An 18910-nucleotide genomic window follows, 5' to 3' on the forward strand; every position below is an offset into this window, starting at 1 on the left:
GCACCCGGAAGTTGACTCCCATGCCAGAATCGCCGTCGTGCGGATTGCGATGACGCTGCCGGTGATGGAACCGGACTTGAATGCGGAAATTTTGGAGAACTGGGCGCGCGCGATCGACGACGGCCCGTTCTCATCGCTGTGCTGGGGCGAGCGGATCGCGTTCGACAACCCGGACAACCTCACCCTGCTCGGAGCGCTGGCCGCCTGGACGAGCCGGGTGCGACTGCTGACGACCGTGATCGTGCCGCAGCTGCACGACCCGGTCATGCTGGCCAAGGCGCTGGCGACCGGCGACATGCTCTGTGGCGGGCGGCTGAGCGTGGGCATCGGCGTGGGCGGCCGGCATGAGGACTACCACGCCGTCGGCGCCGACCCGGCCACGCAGACGATGCGCGACATGGCCGAACGCGTGGCCGTGATGAAACGGGTGTGGGCCGGGGAGAAGCTCACCGACTCGGTCTTGCCGGTCGGGCCGGCGCCGGTGCAGCCCGGTGGTCCGCCGCTGTTTGTCGGCAGCATCGGCCCGAAGACCATCCGCAGCGCCGCTTCCTGGGCCGCCGGGCTGGCCGGGACCACCCTGGACCTGGATGTCGCCAAGCAGAACGAGCTGTTCGACGTCGCGCGCGACGCGTGGACGCGGGCGGGCAGGGGCAAACCCCACCTGGTGACGTCGTTCTGGTTCGCGTTCGGCTCGCCCGAGCAGGCCCGCGCCCAGGTGCATCGTCATCTGCGGCGCTACATGAACTGGATACCGGGGGAGTACGTCGACGCGATGGCGCCGACGACCGGCTGGGCCGGCACCGAGGACGAACTGCTGGCGGTGCTGCGCAAGTTCGAGGCCATCGGCGCCGACGAGGTGCAGCTCATCCCGACCAGCTCGGACATCGACCAGCTGCGCCGCGCGGCCGACGTGGCGGCCCAGATCTAGGGGTGGAGTCAGGCCGACGCGCGCTGGTCGTCGCCCGCCGCCGGCTGCTGGGGAGGCTGACCCTTGCGCAGCGTCGCCAGCAGCTCGCGGTACGGGCCGACGAGGTAGACGGTGTCGCCGCCACGCAGCCAGGCGTCACGCCGCGGGTGGAGCTCGACGGGCGCGTCCTGGCGGGTGATCGCGATGACACGGGTCTGGGTGGACAGCTCGAACATCTTCAGCCCGTCGAGTTCGCTGCCCGGCGCCACGTGCATGCCGCCGATCATGAACGAACGCTGCCCGACGGAAAACGTGCCCAGCACCTGCAGCCCCATCGCAGCGCCGATGAACCACGGCGCGGCCAGTTCGACCGTGGACCGGACGTTTTCAAACCCGAACCGCTGCGCCACCGCGGCCCCCAGCGCACGGTCGTAGACCCGCAGCACCAGCGGAACGTCGGGCCGGACGACTTCGGGCTTGACCCGCGGGCCCAGCATCTCGCGCAGCACGATCCCGGTCTCGATGTTGACCATGTCGTCCTGCGTCAGCACCGCCACCGCGCGCGCGTGGTCGACGCGGGCGGCCTCGAGCGTCTGGCGCAGCGTCGCGTCGCCGAAGATCACCGGTACGTCCAGGTCGGCGGCAGTGGACAGGTAGCGGTTGTTCTCGTCGCGCTCGATCACCGCGACGTCGTATCCGGCCGACCTCAGGTCGGCGACGACGCGGCTGCCGAACGAGCCGAGACCGACGACGATGACGTGATTGCGCAGGTGGCGCGCCCGGCGGCGTCCCACCGAGTGGGCGAACCGCCGCGACAACAGCAGGTCGGCGATGAAGGCGACGAGGAGCGCCGTGGTGGTGACGCCGGCGAACATCAACATGATGCTGAACAGCCGCAGCCAGGTGGGCTGGTGGAGGAAGCTGAAATCGCCGTAACCCACCGTCGCGATCGTCTCGGTGCTGAAGTACAGCGCGTCGAGCCACGTCATCTTGGGACGAGGCTGGTAAGAGAAGCGCAGGACCACCGTCGAGCCGATCAGCAGACAGGCCGCGGCCAGTGCGGCCCGCGCGAACATGGGGTTGACGTCGTCGCGCAAGGCGCGCACCCCGTCGAGCGCCCGCCGCAGCCGGAGCAGGCGATAGTGCGTCACCGTCGGCCGGGGCACCTTGATGCCGCGCGCGGCCAACTCCTCGGCGGTGCCGATCATCGCGGTCCAGTCGCCCGCGTGTATCGGCAGGTCGCGGCCCGGGCACGACACCACCTCTCCCGGGCTGGCGCAGTCCTCGCCGTGAATCACCGCCACCGGCGCCAGATCGCCGTAGATCTCGCGCAGCGTCGCGTCCCGCGGCGCCTCCGCGCCGGAGACCACGAACTCGATGCCGGCCGCCTCGAACGGGTGCACGGTGTGCGCCAGGCATGCCTCGACGACCGAGGGCGCCGCGAGGTCGGCGACGTCCAGGATGGCTCCGGGGCGCTTGTCGGCGGCCATGGCCGTGCGCAGCACGTCATTGGCCAGCCGCGCCACCACCCGCACCCGCGGATTGGCCTTCCTCGCCAGCAGCGCGATTTCGAGGTTGGTCGCGTCGTCGTCCCCGACGCAGATCACGGCGCGAGCACGGGTGACCCCGACGGTTTCCAGCTCGCCGGCGGTGCGGACCTTGACGATGTGCACACCGGCGGTGTTGAGCTCCTCGACGATCGTGGTCGCCAGCGCGTCATCACCGCTGACGATGATGTGGCCGCGCACGCTCACCCACCCTCCCGGGCGTCCGGCATAACCCCCACCTCTGCTGACGTTGGCGTTTGTTCCTATGACTATCGGGCACCGTGCCGATTCATGCCAGTGCGACACCGGCGCGGGAGCCGAGGTGAATTGCCACGGCGCCGCGGGCGAGATTCGATAGCGGTATGACGCAGCCGGAACTTCCGGGGCCGCTCGCCGCCTTGACCCGGCTCATCTCGGAGCGCATCGCCGCGGCGGATTTCGCCGGGGCGTTGCCCCTGATGAGCGAGCTGGTCGCGGTCTGCCGGCCGATCTTGGGGGAGCGCCATCCGAACGTGTTGGACATGGAGCTGGCGCTGGTGCACCTGCAGCTCCAAATGGGGGACCAGGCCGGGGCCTACGCCGCTCTGGAGCAGCTGGTACCCGAGCTCGAGGAGGTGCTGGGTCGCAACCACATCACCACGTTGACGGCGCGGCACATGTTCGCGGACCGGCCGCAGCCCGAGGGGCGGGCCGCGCTGGCCGAATGGTCGAAGCTGCTGGCTGACGAAGAAGGTGTCCTGGGCGCCGAGCACCCGACCGTGTTGACGTCCAGGGACCGGGTCGCGCACCAGCGCAAGGAGCTCGGCGACTACCCGGGCGCCATCGCCTTGGGTGAGCGCGTCCTCGCCGCGCGGCGCCGGGTGCTCGGCGAGCACCACGAGGACACCCTTGGTATGTGGCTGTCGCTGACGCAATGGCAGGGCGAGTCGGTGGACGCTGCCGGCGCCATGGCTCAGCTCGAGTCGCTGGTCGAGGTGATGCGCGAGAAGCTGGGACACGACCACCGGCACACGCTGATCGCGCGGCACACCATCGCGCTGTGGGAGTCCGAACCCGAGGACTACCGGGACAAGGTGGCCACCTGGCAAGCCCTGGTCGACGACGAAGCCCGGGTCTTCGGTGACGACAGTCCCGTCACGGTGGCCGCCCAAGAGGAACTGGCGAAGTGGCGGGGGCGCGCCGAGGACTACCGCTGGGTGGCCGAGATGCGCGGCCGGGTCGAGGAATCCACCAAGCGCCGCCTACGCGCCAGGAGCCAAGCGACGCGGCACTTTTCGAACGGCGAATACCTGCGGTGCTGGCTCGCCGAGCGCGGTGCCCAATTCCCGGTCTGGGCAAGCCATTACGGTGGCGATAAGGTCTGGGACTTCTCCCCGGAGTCCCTCGACGCACTGGAAGAGCTTCTCGTTCAAAAGGCCCCGACGCCCGAGCAGCTCTTGGACGAGGAACGCAATGCGCCGTTCATCGACGGCGCGGTGTGGTACCTGGGCGAGGTGCTGCGCCGCGGACGATCCGTGCCGTGGGAATACACCCGTGGCGAAACGGCGGATCCCACCGTCGGACACGTCGACGTCTTCGAGGCCCTCACCAGCGTGTTGCATGCCGTCGACCGCGGGACCCTGCGCCGCACGTACGACCGGTTCACCGCCCCCCGGTAACGGGACGTGCCGGGGGCCGGCAGTGATACTGGGCGGGTGCCCTTCATCGAACGCGTCGCGTCCCGCGAGGTCTACCGGAGCCAATGGATGGTGCTCCGCGAAGACGACATCCGTCGCCCGGACGGCAGCCCCGGCATTTACGGCGTGGTGGACAAACCCGACTATGCGCTGGTGATGCCGTTCGACGGGCACCGCTTCCGGCTCGTCGAGCAGTTCCGGTACCCGCTCGGGGCGCGACGCTGGGAATTCCCGCAGGGAACCGCGCCCGGTCTGGCGCACACCGACCCCTCTGAACTGGCCGCCCGCGAGTTGCGCGAGGAAACGGGATTGAGTGCGACGTCATTCGAGGTCCTCGGCCAGCTCGACGTCGCGCCCGGCATGACGAGCCAGCGCGGGTGGGTGTTCCTGGCCACCGGAATCGCCGAGGGCGAGCCGGATCTCGAGCACGAGGAACAGGACCTGCGCAGCGCCTGGTTCGACCGCGAGGATGTCGAGCAGATGATCCGCTCCGGCGTGATCGCCGACGCGCAGTCCGTCGCCGCCTACGGCTTGTTCCTGCTGCGGCGGCCATGAAGCAATGCGGGGATCCGCAGGGTCGCGCGTCTCACTAGTTGGGCGCGGGCGTCATCGAGGCGATGTAATAGACCTCGCGCCCGGTCGGGTAGCCGCCGCCGTTGGTGGCGATGTGGACGTGGTCGTAGTGGTTGAGGGTTTCCGACCCGAGGTCGGCGGTCCAGCTGCCCCCTCCGACGCCCGGATAGATCTTCTGGCGCCAGATCACGTGGTTGATTCCCCATCGTTTCGCGTTCGCCAGGGCGTAGCCGGCGATCTGGTTGCCGAGTTCGATGCCCTCGGGGCTGCCGTGGTTCGGGATCATCACGTCGATCGCCAGCCCGTTGGGATGCCACGGCAGGGGATCTTGACGATACCCATAGATGGTTTTGATCTGCGGAAACAGCACGCTGATGGCTCGCTCGGCCCAGATCGTCTTGACCTGCAGCCTGTCCTCCGACGCCAGGCCGCGGGGCAGGGCGACCTGGAACTGCTGGGCGGCGGCGGGTGCGTTCGCAGCCAGCATCTCGACTTCCGCGGGGGTGGCGGTGTGCGGCGCGCTTGTCGGGGCGGCAGCCGGGGTGGTGGGTGCGGGCGCGGCAGCCGCGGCAGCCACTGCCGCCGCGTTCGGAGCGCAGCATCGCGGCTTGGTGTCTTGGGCGTAGACCATGCCGGCCGCAAGCGCGAACGAGGCCACGATCGCCAGCCAGCGGCCGCGCCCGTCGGCCAACACGTTCTTGCCCACGACCAGCAGCTTAGTGTCGGGTGGGGCGCCTGTGGCGCGTTTTCAGGTGGATAATTCAGCTCGGCGAATTGACCCTGAGCCACCCCGGCTCGGTCCACAATGGCACCATGCCCGGCCAGTCCTTCGAGGATGCCAACGCGTTTCACCGGATGATGCGTCGTTTCGCGTCGACACCGGTGGGTGCCGCGCTTCTTCGCCCCACGGCGCACCACCTTGACCGGCTCATCACCCGGGTCAGCGGGGGCAGGAGCAGCTTCGCCGGGCTGGCGACCGGCATCCCGGTGGTCATGCTCACCACCACCGGCGCGAAATCCGGTGAGCCGCGCACCGTCGCCGTGTACGGGATCCCGCACCCCGACGGCCTGGCCCTCATCGCGTCCAACTTCGGCGGCGCCAAGCACCCATCCTGGTACCACAACCTGAAGGCCCACCCCGAAGCGACGGTAACCATCGGCCGCGATACCTGGCACGCCACCGCGCGGCTCGCCACGCCCGGCGAGCGCGACGAGATCTGGGCGAAAGGCCTCGAGCTGTATCCGGGCTGGCGGAAGTACGAAGTGCGGGCCGGAAAGCGCCACATCGAGGCGTTCGTGCTGGAACGAGAGTGACGCGGCTTACCCGCGACCGGCCGACGGAGGCGCGGAGGGCCATGGCGTTCGGCCAGGAGTTGTCGGGCCGGTACGAGGTCGAAGTTTTGGACATCAGCGACCGCGGGCAGCTGGGTGAATGCGCCCCGGGCGTCGGCGGCTGAGCGTCGCGTCGGCTGGTGGGCCTGCTCGGCCTAGCTGTTGTCGCCCACGTATGCGTCGGCCCAGGCGCCGATGATTCGCCCCGCCCGGTGCGCTTGCCCGCGGGCGGTGAGAAAGTGATCCGAGCCCTCCAGCGAGACGAAGCTGCGCGGGTGGCGGGCCAAGCGGAAGATCTCGCTGGCGTTCTCGATGCCGACCGTGTTGTCGGTCGGTGAGTGCAGGATGAGCAGCGGCAGGCGCAGACCCTTGATCTTGTCGCGCAGGTGGGCCCGGCGCACATCCTCGACGAATGCCCGCTTGAGCGTCAGCGTGCGCCCGCCGACCATCCATTCGGCGCTGCCCTCGGTCAGGCAGCGGTCGACGACTGCGTCGTAATGCTTTTCGACGTGGCTCGGGTCGACCGGCGCGGCGACCGTCACCACCGACCGCACTCCCGGCGACTGCCGAGCGGCGGCGAGCACCGCTGCTCCGCCCCACGAGTGCCCGACCAGGATGTCGGCCGGGGTTCCGCGGCTTGTCATGAATTCGCATGCCCTGGCGATGTCGTGGACCTTGACGGTGAACGACCCGTCGCCCCAGTCGCCCTCGGATCCGCCCAGACCCAGCGCATCGAAGCGCAGCATGCCGATGCCGTCGGCGGCCAGTTGCTTGCAGATCCTCGCGGCGGCGGGCGAGTCCTTGCCGAGCGTGAAGCCGTGCGCGAACACGCCCCAGCCCCGCACGGCTCCGTCGGGCATCTCGATGACGCCGGCCAGAGTCGCGCCCGTGGAACCTTGGAACGTCACACGTTCGCCCATGCCGACGATCTAACCCGCCCCGGACGGCGGTCGTGAAGCCGACCTACCTGCGAGAAGGTTTGTGCCCCAGGCAGGAACACTAACTGCGGAATTGAGCCACATATTCGCAGTTCAGAGGCATAATGCGGGTGTGCGTGTCGGATCGTTGTCGGATGCCTCAGCTCGGCCGAAATGAAATCCGTTGTGCGACAACCGCGTACAAGTCAGCCTCTGCGGGCGACGTCTTGGCTCAGGATCTGGGGCCAGGTCTCGACATCGGCCGGGATGTGCGCCACGGTGAGCGTTGACCGCGGCATCAGTGCGGCAAGCGATTCCGCTGTCGACATCGGATGCGCCGGGTCGCCGACCCAGGCCAGAATCGTCGTCGGCACATCGATTCGTGCGACCGCTTCGCGAGCGGGCAGGTCGCTGAGAGCCGCGCCTCGAAACAGTGACGGCAGCAGTGCGTCGGCCACATCGGGAACTGTTTCGGGCGCGCCGACCGTGGCTGGCGGCGGAGTCGCCCCACGCGCCGACGCGATGAATGCCCCGACTCCCTCGGTTTCGATAAGTTCGGCCGCAGCCCGGTAGATCGCCGCCTGCGCGGGCCGGGTTTCCCACGCGGTGGCCGGCACCATGAGCGTGAGGCCGGCGAAGCGGTTCGGCTCGCGGGCAGCCGCGTGCAGCAGCGTGCCGGCACCCATGGACGGGCCGACTCCGTGCACCCGTTCGCCGGGAAACCATTTGTCGAGCAGCTGCAGAAGATCCTCGGCAAGGCTTTCCCATCGGTAATCCTCCGGGACCTTGCGCCCAGTCGACTTGCCATGGCCGCGTGCGTCGTACCGCAGCAGTCGGGTCCCGCTGAGGCCCCTGCCGAGGTCGAGATTGAGCACCCGGTCACGCGCGCGGCTGGAGGTAAGTCCGTGCAGTTGAACTACCGGATGACCACCTTCGTCGCTCAGTTCGACGGCAAGCTCTGCTCCAGGAACCACGAAAGTGGACATCACGCAACTCTTCTCACGACCGGACGGCTCGCCCCGGAGCCGACCGCGCAGACCGAGCATTCAGGCTAACTGGCGCGTTAGGGTACCGCCATGCGGCTGACCAACGTGGCGCACCTGCGGCTACCCTTTGGACGACTCTGGGGCTACGACGTGTCGGTGTCTGACCTCGGCCGGCAGCTCCCGGTGTCTTTCGACCAGCGCATACACGTTGGTGCGGGCGCACGACCCGGCTCCTGGATGGCTCTGTCCATTCGGTTGCCGGCGGGGGTCAGCCGCCAATCGTTGGCCGATGCGTGGCTGGCGGTGATCGCCCGCCACGGCACCCTACGAACGGCATTCACACTCGGGGCAGACGGCGATCCGCAGCTGCATGAGATCGATATTCACCCAGGCAAGTGGGTAGAGCATGAGATCACTCCGGGCCAGGCGGTCAACGACGCACTGCGAGTAGTTCTCAATGCGACGTGCTCGCCCTATCAGCGGCCCTCACATCGATTGTGTGTGCTGGAGACTGCCGCCGGATTGACGGTGGTGATCGCTGCCGACCACGCCCACGTGGACATGTGGTCAATGCTGGTGATTGCCCGGGACCTGTTGTCGATGCTCGCCGACGCGCGGATCGGACGTACGTCGTCGCTGCAGCCGCCGCCGGCATTTGTCGTGCACACGCAAGCACTGTTGGACCGTCCAGCGGCACCGGAACGCGTGCGTGCGCGATGGGCACAAATCCTGAGCGACAGCGGTGGGGTGATGCCACGGTTTCCGCTGCCGTTGGGTGATTCCGGGCCGCATCCGGAACGCGTTGAAGTGCGTGACGTGTTCGATGTCGATGACGGCGCCGCGTTCGCCGCGCAGGCACGCGACGACGGTGTCTCGACGCTGGCACTCGCTGTGGTCGCCATGACTGCGGTGACCCGCGAGTTGGCCGGGGCGCCGCTGCGCGCGGTCTTCCCCGTGCACAGCCGATTTGAAGACAGATGGCACGACTCGGTCGGCTGGTTCATCACCAATTCGGTCCTGGAGTCGGCGGTTGCCGAGCCGCACGCCGCGGCCGCCGCCGTCAAAGAAGCCGTGCAGCTTGGTTCGTGGCCACTGGCCGACGTACTGGCTCCGTGGGGTGGAATGCCCATCGCGCCCGGCATGTTCGCGATTTCCTGGCTGGACCAAAGCAGGCTTCCGGTGCGCATCGACTCGGTCGGACTCGACGCCCAGTATGTGAGCGCGAGCGTTGACACCGACGGCGTCATGCTCTGGTTCATCCAGGACGAGTCCGGGCTACATCTGCGATGCCGCTACCCGGATACCGCGGAGGCACGAACCAACGTGGGGGCGTGGCTGGACCTGTTGGTGGCGCGCCTACAGGCACTGGCGCAGTCCTCGGTTCGAGGGCTGCTGCGGGTGGCGGGCCGCACATATCGCGTGCAGCGCGCGACGCGCGAACACGTGGGGGTGATCGCCCAGCTGCTCTCCGACGACGAATTCGGTCGGGATCGCGAAGACGCCGAACTCGAACGCTACGAGGCGGCCTACGACATCGTCGTTCGCAACCGATCCAACTATCTGGGCGTCGTCCTGAACGGTTCCGATATGGTCGTCGCGACCGTGCAATTGACGATCATTCCCGGCCTTTCCCGCGGCGGCGCCACCCGGCTGCAGATCGAGGGATTACGGGTCGCCAAAGCCGAACGCGCACAGGGCCTTGGTACTGCACTCGTCGAGTGGGCACACAACTACGGCCGAGCACACGGGGCACGGCTGGCGCAGGTGACCACAGACGAGGCTCGCGAAAGGGCTCGGGCGTTCTATGGCCGGCTCGGGTACCACGCCGCCCACGTCGGGCTGAAATGCACCATCTGAGTCCGGTTAATGCGCGGTGAACGTTTCAGCGTGCCTGATGGCGACGCCAGCCAAGGCGGCCGATGTGCGACCGATCCGGCTGCACGACGCCGGTCACTCGTGCGGGACCGCTGAACCTGCGCGGCGTGCCGCTGGCCGTCATCGCCAATTGGCTGGGCCATGCCGACGCCGCGACCACGGCGCGGATCTGCGCCCATAGCCAGGACGACGCGCTTTTGCTGGCCGGAAAGACTTTGGGAACAGTCGTGACATCCTGGTGACACTGAGGCCCGAACGGCGTTTCCATTAGTCGAGCTGACTAACGGAAACACCGTCTGACCTGGAAGAATGTTTGTGCCCCCGGCAGGATTCGAACCTGCGGCCTTCTGCTCCGGAGGCAGACGCTCTATCCCCTGAGCTACGGGGGCGCATGGAGATCATGATGCGCCAGTGGGCCCAGACAGACTAACGCATCGCGGTGACCGCTCGACCACCGCAACGGATTCGGGGTGCGGGCACCTCAGCCAATAGGATGGACGCTCGTGACGCCCGCTGACCTCGCCGAGCTGCTCAAGACCACCGCGTCCGCGGTGCTGGCCGAGCGCGGGCTGGACGCTGCCGCGTTGCCCGCGACCGTCACCGTGGAGCGCCCTCGCAATCCCGAGCATGGCGACTACGCCAGCAATCTGGCGCTGCAGCTGGGCAAGAAGGTCGGCGCCAATCCCCGGGAGTTGGCGGGTTGGCTGGCCGAGGCGCTGTCGCGGGCCGACGGCGTCGCGTCGGCGGAGGTGGCCGGTCCCGGCTTCATCAACCTGCGCCTCGAGGCCTCCGCGCAGGCCAAGATCGTCAACGCGGTCATCGGCGCCGGCGACGCCTTCGGCCACTCCGATGTGCTGGCCGGCCAGAAGATCAACCTCGAGTTCGTCTCGGCCAACCCCACCGGGCCCATCCACATCGGCGGCACCCGCTGGGCCGCCGTCGGTGACGCGCTCGGCCGGCTGCTGACCACCCAGGGCGCCGACGTGGTGCGCGAGTACTACTTCAACGACCACGGCGCCCAGATCGACCGCTTCACCAGCTCCCTGATCGCCGCCGCCAAGGGTGAGCCGGCGCCCGCCGACGGCTACGCCGGCGCCTACATCAACGACATCGCCATGCAGGTGCTGCAGAAGGCGCCCGACGCGCTCGGCCTGCCCAACCCCGAGATGCGCGAGACGTTCCGCGAAATCGGTGTCGACCTGATGTTCGCCCACATCAAGGAGTCGTTGCACGATTTCGGCACCGACTTCGACGTCTACACCCACGAAGACTCGATGCACACCGGCGGCCTGGTCGACCAGGCCATCGCCCGGCTGCGCGAGTCCGGCAACATCTATGAGAAGGACGGCGCAAGCTGGTTGCGCACCAGTGCTTTTGGCGACGACAAGGACCGCGTCGTGATCAAGAGCGACGGCAAGCCCGCCTACATCGCCGGTGACATCGCGTACTACCTGGACAAGCGGCAGCGCGGTTTCGACCTGTGCATCTACATGCTCGGCGCCGACCACCACGGATACATCGCGCGGCTCAAGGCCGTGGCCGCCGCCTTCGGCGACGACCCGGCGACCGTCGAGGTGCTCATCGGCCAGATGGTCAACCTGGTCCGCGACGGCGCACCCGTCCGGATGAGCAAGCGGGCCGGAACCGTGATCACGCTCGACGACCTGGTCGAGGCGATCGGCGTCGACGCGGCGCGCTACAGCCTGATCCGGTCGTCGGTCGACACCCCGATCGACATCGACCTCGCGCTGTGGTCCTCGGCGTCCAATGAGAATCCGGTCTACTACGTGCAATACGCGCACGCCCGGCTGTCGGCACTGGCCCGCAACGCCGCCGAGCTCGGGCTGATCCCCGACACCGGGCACCTCGAGCTGCTCAGCCACGACAAGGAGGGGACGCTGCTGCGCAGCATCGGGGAATTCCCCCGCGTCCTCGAAACGGCTGCCTCACTGCGGGAACCGCACCGGGTATGCCGCTACCTGGAAGACCTCGCCGGCGACTACCACCGGTTCTACGATTCGTGCCGGGTACTGCCCCAGGGCGACGAGCAGCCCACCGACCTGCACGCCGCGCGCTTGGCGCTGTGCCAGGCCACCCGGCAGGTCATCGCCAACGGACTGGCGATACTCGGTGTCACCGCTCCGGAGCGAATGTGAACGTACACCCCGCCGGTCCCCGGCACGCCGAAGAGACCCGGCATCCCGATAGCGCGCCGCGACCGCAATCCCCTGACGAGTTGCTGCGGCTTGCCCCGAATGTGTGGCCGCGCAACATCGTTCGTGACGATACCGGCGTGGTGAGCCTGGCCGGGATACCGGTTACCCAGCTCGCCCAGGAGTACGGCACCCCACTGTTCGTCGTCGACGAGGACGATTTCCGTTCCCGCTGCCGCGAACTCGCCACGGCGTTCGGCGGCGGACGCAACGTGTGCTACGCGGCCAAGGCATTCCTGTGCAGCGAGATCGCCCGCTGGGTCGAAGAAGAAGGCCTCTCGCTCGACGTGTCCACCGGGGGCGAACTCGCCGTCGCGCTGCACGCCGACTTTCCGCCGGAGCGAATCACCTTCCACGGCAACAACAAATCGGTCGCAGAGCTGACCACGGCGGTCAAAGCCGGCGTCGGGCATGTCGTGTTGGACTCGATGACCGAGATCGAGCGCCTCGATGCGATCGCGGGGGAGGCGGGCGTCGTCCAGGACGTCTACGTCCGCCTCACGGTCGGGGTCGAGGCACACACGCACGAGTTCATCTCCACCGCACACGAGGACCAGAAGTTCGGACTGTCGGTGGCCAGCGGCGCGGCGATGGCCGCGGTGCGCCGGGTGTTCGCCAGCGATCACCTGCGACTGGTGGGGCTGCACAGCCACATCGGCTCGCAGATCTTCGATGTCGACGGCTTCGAGGTCGCCGCGCACCGCGTCATCGGGTTGCTGCACCACATCGTCGACGAGTTCGGCGTGGACAAGACCGGTCAGATTTCGACCGTGGATCTCGGCGGTGGACTGGGCATTTCGTACCTGGGCACGGACGACCCGCCGCCGGTGGCCGAGTTGGCGGCCAAGCTGACGGCGATCGTCGCCAACGAGTCCGCGGCAGTGGGCCTGCCCACCCCGAGACTGGTGGTGGAGCCGGGGCGTGCCATCGCCGGGCCGGGCACCATCACGCTGTACGAGGTGGGCACCGTCAAGGACGTGGACGTGAGCAGCACGGCCCAGCGCCGCTATGTCAGCGTCGACGGCGGCATGAGCGACAACATCCGCACCGCGCTCTACGACGCCCAGTACGACGCCCGGCTGCTCTCGCGGGCCAGCGACGCGCCGGCGACCCTGGCCCGGGTCGTCGGAAAGCACTGCGAGAGCGGGGACATCGTGGTGCGCGACGCGTGGGTGCCCGACGACCTGCGCCCCGGTGACCTGCTCGGGGTCGCCGCGACCGGCGCGTACTGCTATTCGCTGTCCAGCCGCTACAACATGGTCGGCCGGCCGGCCGTGGTGGCGGTGCGTGCGGGGCGCTCGCGCCTGATCCTGCGCCGCGAGACGGTGGACGACCTACTGAGTCTGGAAGTGAGGTGAACTGTGCCCGGTGACGAAAAGCCTGTCGGCGTAGCGGTACTCGGGTTCGGCAACGTCGGAAGCGAAGTTGTCCGCATCATCGAGGACAGCGCCGAGGACCTCGCGGCGCGTATCGGTGCCCCCTTGGTGTTGCGCGGCATCGGAGTGCGGCGGGTGGCCGCCGACCGCGGCGTCCCGATCGAGTTGCTCACCGACAACATCGAAGAACTCGTCTCCCGCGAAGACGTCGACATCGTCCTGGAATTGATGGGTCCGGTGGAACCGGCCCGCAAGGCGATCCTGCGCGCGCTCGAGCACGGCAAGTCCGTCGTCACCGCGAACAAGGCGCTGTTGGCCACCTCCACCGGGGAATTGGCGCAGGCCGCCGAAAACGCCCACGTCGACCTGTATTTCGAGGCCGCGGTCGCGGGCGCCATCCCGGTCATCCGTCCGCTCACGCAGTCGCTGGCGGGTGACACGGTGCTGCGGGTCGCCGGCATCGTCAACGGCACCACCAATTACATCCTGTCCGCGATGGACAGCACCGGCGCCGACTACCAGACCGCCCTGGCCGAGGCGAGCGCGCTGGGTTACGCCGAGGCCGATCCCACGGCCGACGTCGAGGGCTACGACGCCGCGGCCAAGGCCGCGATCCTGGCATCGATCGCCTTTCACACCCGGGTGACCGCCGACGACGTGTACCGCGAGGGCATCTCCAAGATCACGCCGGCCGACTTCGCCTCCGCGCGGTCCCTGGGTTGCACCATCAAACTGCTGTCCATCTGCGAGCGCATCACCGGTGACGACGGGCAGGAGCGGGTGTCGGCCCGCGTCTACCCGGCGCTGGTGCCGTTGTCGCACCCGTTGGCCACGGTCAATGGGGCCTTCAACGCGGTCGTGGTGGAGGCCAAGGCCGCCGGCCGGCTCATGTTCTACGGTCAGGGCGCCGGCGGCGCGCCCACCGCGTCGGCGGTCACCGGTGACTTGGTCATGGCCGCCCGCAACCGGGTACTGGGCAGCCGCGGGCCGAAGGAATCGAAGTACGCCCAGCTTCCCATCGCCCCAATGGGTTTCATCACGACCCGCTACTACGTCAGCATGAACGTCGCCGACAAGCCCGGCGTGTTGTCCACGGTGGCGGCCGAATTCGCCAAGCGCGAGGTGAGCATCGCCGAGGTCCGCCAGGAGGGTGTGGTCGACGAAGGCGGGCAACGGGTGGGGGCCCGCGTCGTGGTGGTCACCCACAGCGCCACCGATGCCGCACTGTCGGAAACCGTCGACGCGCTGGCGGACCTCGATGTCGTGCAGGGCGTCACCAGTGTGCTGCGGCTGGAAGAGACCGGCCGATGAGCGTTCCGCGTACCGCCGTGCACCAACCGTGGCCGGGATTGATCGCGGCCTACCGCGATCGGCTGCCGGTGGGCGACGACTGGACCCCGGTCACCCTCCTCGAGGGCGGCACCCCGCTGATCGCGGCCACGCGCCTTTCCGAGCGGACCGGCTGCACGGTGCACCTCAAGGTCGAGGGCCTCAACCCGACCGGCTCGTTCAAGGACCGGGGCATGACCATGGCGGTCACCGACGCGCTGGCGCGCGGCCAGCAGGCCGTGCTGTGCGCGTCGACCGGTAACACGTCGGCGTCGGCGGCCGCATACGCCGCCCGCGCCGGCATCACCTGCGCGGTGCTCATTCCGCAGGGCAAGATCGCGATGGGCAAGCTGGCGCAGGCGGTCATGCACGGCGCCAAGATCATTCAGATCGACGGCAACTTCGACGATTGTTTGGAACTCGCGCGCAAGATGGCCGCCGACTTCCCGACGATCGCGTTGGTCAACTCGGTCAACCCGGTGCGCATCGAGGGCCAGAAAACGGCGGCCTTCGAGATCGTCGACGCGCTCGGTGCCGCGCCGGACGTGCACGCCCTGCCGGTGGGCAACGCGGGCAACATCACCGCGTACTGGAAGGGCTACACCGAATACCACCACGACGGCGTCATCGACAAGCTGCCCCGCATGCTCGGCACCCAGGCGGCCGGCGCGGCGCCACTGGTGCACGGCGCGCCGGTCCGGCACCCCGAGACGATCGCGACCGCCATCCGTATCGGTGCTCCGGCATCGTGGGCCGCCGCGGTCAACGCGCAGCAGCAGTCCAACGGGCGCTTCCTGGCCGCCACCGACGAGGAGATCCTCGCCGCCTACCACCTGGTGGCCGAGAGTGAGGGCGTCTTCGTCGAGCCCGCGTCCGCGGCCAGCATCGCGGGTCTGCTCAAGGCTGTTGACGACGGTTGGGTGGCGCGCGGCTCGACCGTGGTGTGCACGGTCACCGGCAATGGCCTCAAGGATCCCGACACCGCGCTGAGGGACATGCCGACGGTGTCGCCCCTGCCGGTCGATCCGGTGCTCGTCGTCGAAAAGCTGGGCCTGGCCTGAGATGGTGGTTTGTCGGTGAGCCAGATGCTGCCCGCCGGGCTGGTGGCAAGCGCCGTGGTGTCGGCGTCCAGCGCCAACCTCGGTCCCGGTTTCGACAGCCTGGGCCTGGCGCTGAGCCTCACCGACGAGATCGTCGTGGAGACAACGGATTCGGGCCTGGTGGTGCTGGTCGAGGGCGAGGGCGCCGAGCAGGTGCCGCGCGGCCCGGAACACCTGGTGGTGCGGGCCGTGGAATGCGGGCTGCGCGCTGCGGGCGTGCGCGCCGCGGGACTGGTGGTCCGCTGCCGCAACGCCATCCCGCACTCCCGCGGCCTCGGCTCGTCCGCGGCGGCCGTGGTCGGTGGCCTTGCGGCGGCGAATGGGCTTGTGGCCCAGGGTGATTCGGATCCGTTGAGCGACGCGCAGCTGATCCAGCTGTCCTCGGAGTTCGAGGGGCATCCCGACAACGCCGCGGCCGCGGTGTTGGGCGGCGCGGTGGTCTCCTGGATCGATCGCTCCGGTGAACGGCCCCGGTACTCGGCGGTGTCGGTGCGGCTCCACCCCGGCATCCGCCTGTACTCCGCGATACCCCAAGAGCGCTCCCTCACCGCCGAGACCCGGGTGCTGCTGCCAGCTCAGGTGAGTCACGACGACGCCCGGTTCAACGTCAGCCGCGCGGCCTTGCTGGTGGTGGCGCTCACCGAACGCCCGGACCTGCTGATGCCGGCGACCGAGGATGTGCTCCACCAACCGCAGCGTGCACCGGCGATGCCGGCCTCCGCGGAATATTTGCGGCTGTTGCGGCGTAATAACGTGGCAGCGACACTTTCGGGGGCGGGTCCGGCGCTGATTGCCCTGAGCACGGAGTCGGAGCTGCCCGCGGAAGTGGTGGAGTACGGGGCCACGAACGGATTTGCGCTCACTGAGATGACCGCCGGCGAACGAGTTCGCTGGAGCCCGGGAGTCAAAGTCCCCGGTTGATCCACAGCGTGGCCGGAGGGTTTGCTTGCTTCCGACAAGGATGCGGGCTATCCTCGGACGCGTCCAGCAATCGCAGCATCTGCATCTGCATCAATACTGCCTTGCCACTAGGACAACACCAATTCTTCTCGTGAACGAGGTTCGCCGCTTACTCCGCCGACTGAGGCGATCACCGTTGCAGAGTCGATGATTGGGTGCACTCGGCACATTTGGCTGAATGCAACGAACCCCCCGGAATGACCTGATCAACGGGGGAAGAAAGGAAATCCGTGACCGATACGGACCTGTTCACGGCTGACGCGAGCACCGACAGCAATGACGTGCCGAACGCCGTGACCCCGGACACATCCGACGTCAAAACCAATGCCCCGGTTGGCTCTCTGTCCACCATGGTGCTTCCCGAACTGCGCGCGCTGGCTAACCAGGTCGGCGTCAAGGGGACGTCGGGCATGCGCAAAAACGAACTCATCGCCGCCATCAAGGAAATCAGGGGACAGTCCAACGGGACCTCCGCCCCTGCCGCACCCGAGGACGGCGGCAAGTCCGACGCCGGCGCTGATGCACCGGCCGCTCAGGACCAACAGAACGGTTCCACTACCGAAGCGCCCCGCCGTGAACGGCGCAGCGCCTCGCGCGAGCCGGGTTCGGCCCGCACCGGCGACGACGCGGATGGCGAGAGCTCACGCACCCGTGAGGGCGCGGCCGCCGGAGCCGACGAGGGCCGCCAGGGCGGCGGCAAGCGGGAAACCCGAAGCGACGAGCGCGGGCAAGACGCCGGTGGTGACCAAAGCGGTGACCAGCAGGGCCCGGGCGGCCAGCAGTCTCGCGGCGGCTCGAACCAGCAGGACGACGACGGCGAGGGCCGTCAGGGCAGGCGCGGCCGCCGCTTCCGTGACCGCGATCGCAGGCGGCGCGGTGAGCGGTCCGGTGAGGGCGGTGACACCGAGCTCCGTGAGGACGACGTCGTGCAGCCGGTCGCCGGCATCCTCGACGTTCTCGACAATTACGCGTTCGTCCGCACCTCCGGCTACCTGGCCGGTCCGCACGACGTCTACGTCTCGATGAACATGGTGCGCAAGAACGGCCTGCGCCGCGGTGACGCGGTGACCGGCGCGGTTCGCGTGCCGAAGGACGGCGAGCAGCCCAACCAGCGGCAGAAGTTCAACCCGCTGGTCCGCCTGGACAGTGTCAATGGCGGTCCGGTCGAGGACGCGAAGAAGCGGCCCGATTTTTCCAAGCTGACGCCGCTCTACCCCAATCAGCGGCTTCGCCTGGAGACCACGCCCGACAGGCTGACCACGCGGGTGATCGACCTGATCATGCCGATCGGCAAGGGCCAGCGTGCGCTGATCGTGTCGCCGCCCAAGGCGGGCAAGACGACCATCCTGCAGGACATCGCCAACGCGATCACCAAGAACAACCCGGAATGCCACCTCATGGTCGTGCTCGTCGACGAGCGGCCCGAGGAAGTCACCGACATGACTCGTTCGGTCAAGGGCGAGGTCATCGCCTCGACGTTCGACCGGCCGCCGACGGACCACACGGCGGTCGCCGAGCTGGCCATCGAACGCGCCAAGCGGCTCGTCGAGCAGGGCAAGGACGTCGTGGTGCTGCTGGACTCGATCACCCGCCTCGGGCGCGCCTACAACAACGCGTCGCCCGCGTCGGGCCGGATCCTCTCCGGTGGTGTCGACTCCACCGCGCTGTATCCGCCCAAGCGCTTCCTCGGCGCGGCGCGCAACATCGAGGAAGGCGGGTCGCTGACGATCATCGCCACCGCGATGGTCGAGACCGGATCCACCGGTGACACCGTCATCTTCGAGGAGTTCAAGGGCACCGGTAACGCCGAGCTCAAGCTGGACCGCAAGATCTCCGAGCGGCGGGTCTTCCCGGCGGTCGACGTGAACCCCTCGGGTACCCGCAAGGACGAGCTGCTGCTGTCGTCCGACGAGTTCGGCATCGTGCACAAGTTGCGCCGGGTGCTGTCGGGTCTGGATTCACACCAGGCCATCGACCTGCTGATGTCGCAGCTGCGCAAGACGAAGACCAACTACGAGTTCCTGGTGCAGGTCTCCAAGACCACGCCGGGCTCCATGGACAACGACTGACCGGCCACCCCTGGGCCGGACGCTCTGGCCGCGACACGTAAACCGCGCAC

Annotated in this window: 17 protein-coding genes and 1 tRNA gene; 13 read left to right on the forward strand and 5 right to left on the reverse strand. The window is 68.4% G+C overall.

Features of this window, described 5'->3' with window-relative positions; translation table 11 throughout:
* Positions 1 to 49: 49 nt before the first annotated feature.
* Positions 50 to 928 (forward strand): LLM class flavin-dependent oxidoreductase, encoded by an 879-nt coding sequence (locus AWC03_RS21565; protein WP_085242748.1) that lies wholly within the window; start codon positions 50 to 52, stop codon positions 926 to 928.
* An 8-nt stretch (positions 929 to 936) separates the two neighbouring features.
* Here the strand turns inward: AWC03_RS21565 and AWC03_RS21570 are convergent, their stop codons facing one another.
* Positions 937 to 2661, reverse strand: a complete 1725-nt coding sequence (locus tag AWC03_RS21570) for an NAD-binding protein (RefSeq protein ID WP_208859351.1) — start codon at positions 2659 to 2661, stop codon at positions 937 to 939.
* 155 nt (positions 2662 to 2816) lie between these two features.
* On the opposite strand from AWC03_RS21570, the gene AWC03_RS21575 reads away from it, so the two are divergent.
* Complete coding sequence (locus AWC03_RS21575; RefSeq protein WP_085242749.1) at positions 2817 to 4112, forward strand: tetratricopeptide repeat protein; 1296 nt, start codon at positions 2817 to 2819, stop codon at positions 4110 to 4112.
* Positions 4113 to 4199: 87 nt separating this feature from the next.
* Positions 4200 to 4685: an NUDIX domain-containing protein gene (locus AWC03_RS21580; RefSeq protein ID WP_244275264.1), complete on the forward strand. Its 486-nt coding sequence runs from the start codon at positions 4200 to 4202 to the stop codon at positions 4683 to 4685.
* 34 nt (positions 4686 to 4719) lie between these two features.
* Here AWC03_RS21580 and AWC03_RS21585 read toward each other — a convergent pair whose 3' ends face one another.
* The gene (locus AWC03_RS21585) at positions 4720 to 5409 is read right to left on the reverse strand and encodes a VldE C-terminal domain-containing protein (RefSeq protein WP_085242751.1); all 690 of its coding nucleotides are present in this window, start codon (positions 5407 to 5409) and stop codon (positions 4720 to 4722) included.
* A gap of 107 nt (positions 5410 to 5516) precedes the next feature.
* Here AWC03_RS21585 and AWC03_RS21590 point away from each other — a divergent pair, with 107 nt between their 5' ends.
* Together AWC03_RS21590 and AWC03_RS27320 are read left to right on the forward strand one after the other, a co-directional pair.
* On the forward strand, positions 5517 to 6017 hold the full coding sequence (locus tag AWC03_RS21590; RefSeq protein ID WP_085242752.1) for a nitroreductase family deazaflavin-dependent oxidoreductase: 501 nt from the start codon (positions 5517 to 5519) through the stop codon (positions 6015 to 6017).
* Positions 6014 to 6160: a hypothetical protein gene (locus AWC03_RS27320; protein WP_158089993.1), complete on the forward strand. Its 147-nt coding sequence runs from the start codon at positions 6014 to 6016 to the stop codon at positions 6158 to 6160. Before AWC03_RS21590 ends, AWC03_RS27320 begins: the two co-directional genes overlap by 4 nt.
* A gap of 30 nt (positions 6161 to 6190) precedes the next feature.
* On the opposite strand, the gene AWC03_RS21595 is transcribed toward AWC03_RS27320, so the two are convergent.
* A complete protein-coding gene (locus tag AWC03_RS21595) occupies positions 6191 to 6955 on the reverse strand; it encodes an alpha/beta hydrolase family protein (RefSeq protein ID WP_085242753.1) in 765 nt (254 codons plus the stop codon).
* Between the two features lie 203 nt (positions 6956 to 7158).
* On the reverse strand, positions 7159 to 7938 hold the full coding sequence (locus tag AWC03_RS21600; protein ID WP_085242754.1) for an alpha/beta fold hydrolase: 780 nt from the start codon (positions 7936 to 7938) through the stop codon (positions 7159 to 7161).
* A gap of 90 nt (positions 7939 to 8028) precedes the next feature.
* Here AWC03_RS21600 and AWC03_RS21605 point away from each other — a divergent pair, with 90 nt between their 5' ends.
* Positions 8029 to 9795: a GNAT family N-acetyltransferase gene (locus tag AWC03_RS21605; protein ID WP_085242755.1), complete on the forward strand. Its 1767-nt coding sequence runs from the start codon at positions 8029 to 8031 to the stop codon at positions 9793 to 9795.
* 62 nt (positions 9796 to 9857) lie between these two features.
* Positions 9858 to 10055, forward strand: a complete 198-nt coding sequence (locus AWC03_RS21610; protein ID WP_249025934.1) for a hypothetical protein — start codon at positions 9858 to 9860, stop codon at positions 10053 to 10055.
* Positions 10056 to 10129: 74 nt separating this feature from the next.
* Here the strand turns inward: AWC03_RS21610 and AWC03_RS21615 are convergent.
* Positions 10130 to 10202: transfer RNA gene (locus AWC03_RS21615), tRNA-Arg, on the reverse strand.
* Positions 10203 to 10316: 114 nt separating this feature from the next.
* Here AWC03_RS21615 and argS point away from each other — a divergent pair.
* The 6 genes from argS to rho all read left to right on the forward strand — a co-directional run bounded on the left by argS (position 10317) and on the right by rho (position 18860).
* Positions 10317 to 11969: an arginine--tRNA ligase gene (argS, locus tag AWC03_RS21620; RefSeq protein ID WP_085242756.1), complete on the forward strand. Its 1653-nt coding sequence runs from the start codon at positions 10317 to 10319 to the stop codon at positions 11967 to 11969.
* Positions 11966 to 13384, forward strand: coding sequence for a diaminopimelate decarboxylase (lysA, locus tag AWC03_RS21625; protein WP_085242757.1), 1419 nt, complete (start codon positions 11966 to 11968; stop codon positions 13382 to 13384). The genes argS and lysA overlap by 4 nt, the downstream gene beginning before the upstream one ends.
* Before the next feature lie 3 nt (positions 13385 to 13387).
* Positions 13388 to 14713 (forward strand): homoserine dehydrogenase, encoded by a 1326-nt coding sequence (locus tag AWC03_RS21630; RefSeq protein WP_085242758.1) that lies wholly within the window; start codon positions 13388 to 13390, stop codon positions 14711 to 14713.
* Positions 14710 to 15792 carry a threonine synthase gene (thrC, locus tag AWC03_RS21635; RefSeq protein WP_085242759.1) on the forward strand — a complete coding sequence of 361 codons (1083 nt, stop codon included), beginning with the start codon at positions 14710 to 14712 and terminating at the stop codon, positions 15790 to 15792. Before AWC03_RS21630 ends, thrC begins: the two co-directional genes overlap by 4 nt.
* Before the next feature lie 24 nt (positions 15793 to 15816).
* Complete coding sequence (thrB, locus tag AWC03_RS21640; protein WP_085242784.1) at positions 15817 to 16752, forward strand: homoserine kinase; 936 nt, start codon at positions 15817 to 15819, stop codon at positions 16750 to 16752.
* Positions 16753 to 17021: 269 nt separating this feature from the next.
* On the forward strand, positions 17022 to 18860 hold the full coding sequence (gene rho, locus AWC03_RS21650) for a transcription termination factor Rho (RefSeq protein WP_085242760.1): 1839 nt from the start codon (positions 17022 to 17024) through the stop codon (positions 18858 to 18860).
* Positions 18861 to 18910: the final 50 nt, after the last annotated feature.

The sequence above is a fragment of the Mycobacterium europaeum genome (assembly GCF_002102155.1).
Taxonomy (GTDB): domain Bacteria; phylum Actinomycetota; class Actinomycetes; order Mycobacteriales; family Mycobacteriaceae; genus Mycobacterium; species Mycobacterium europaeum.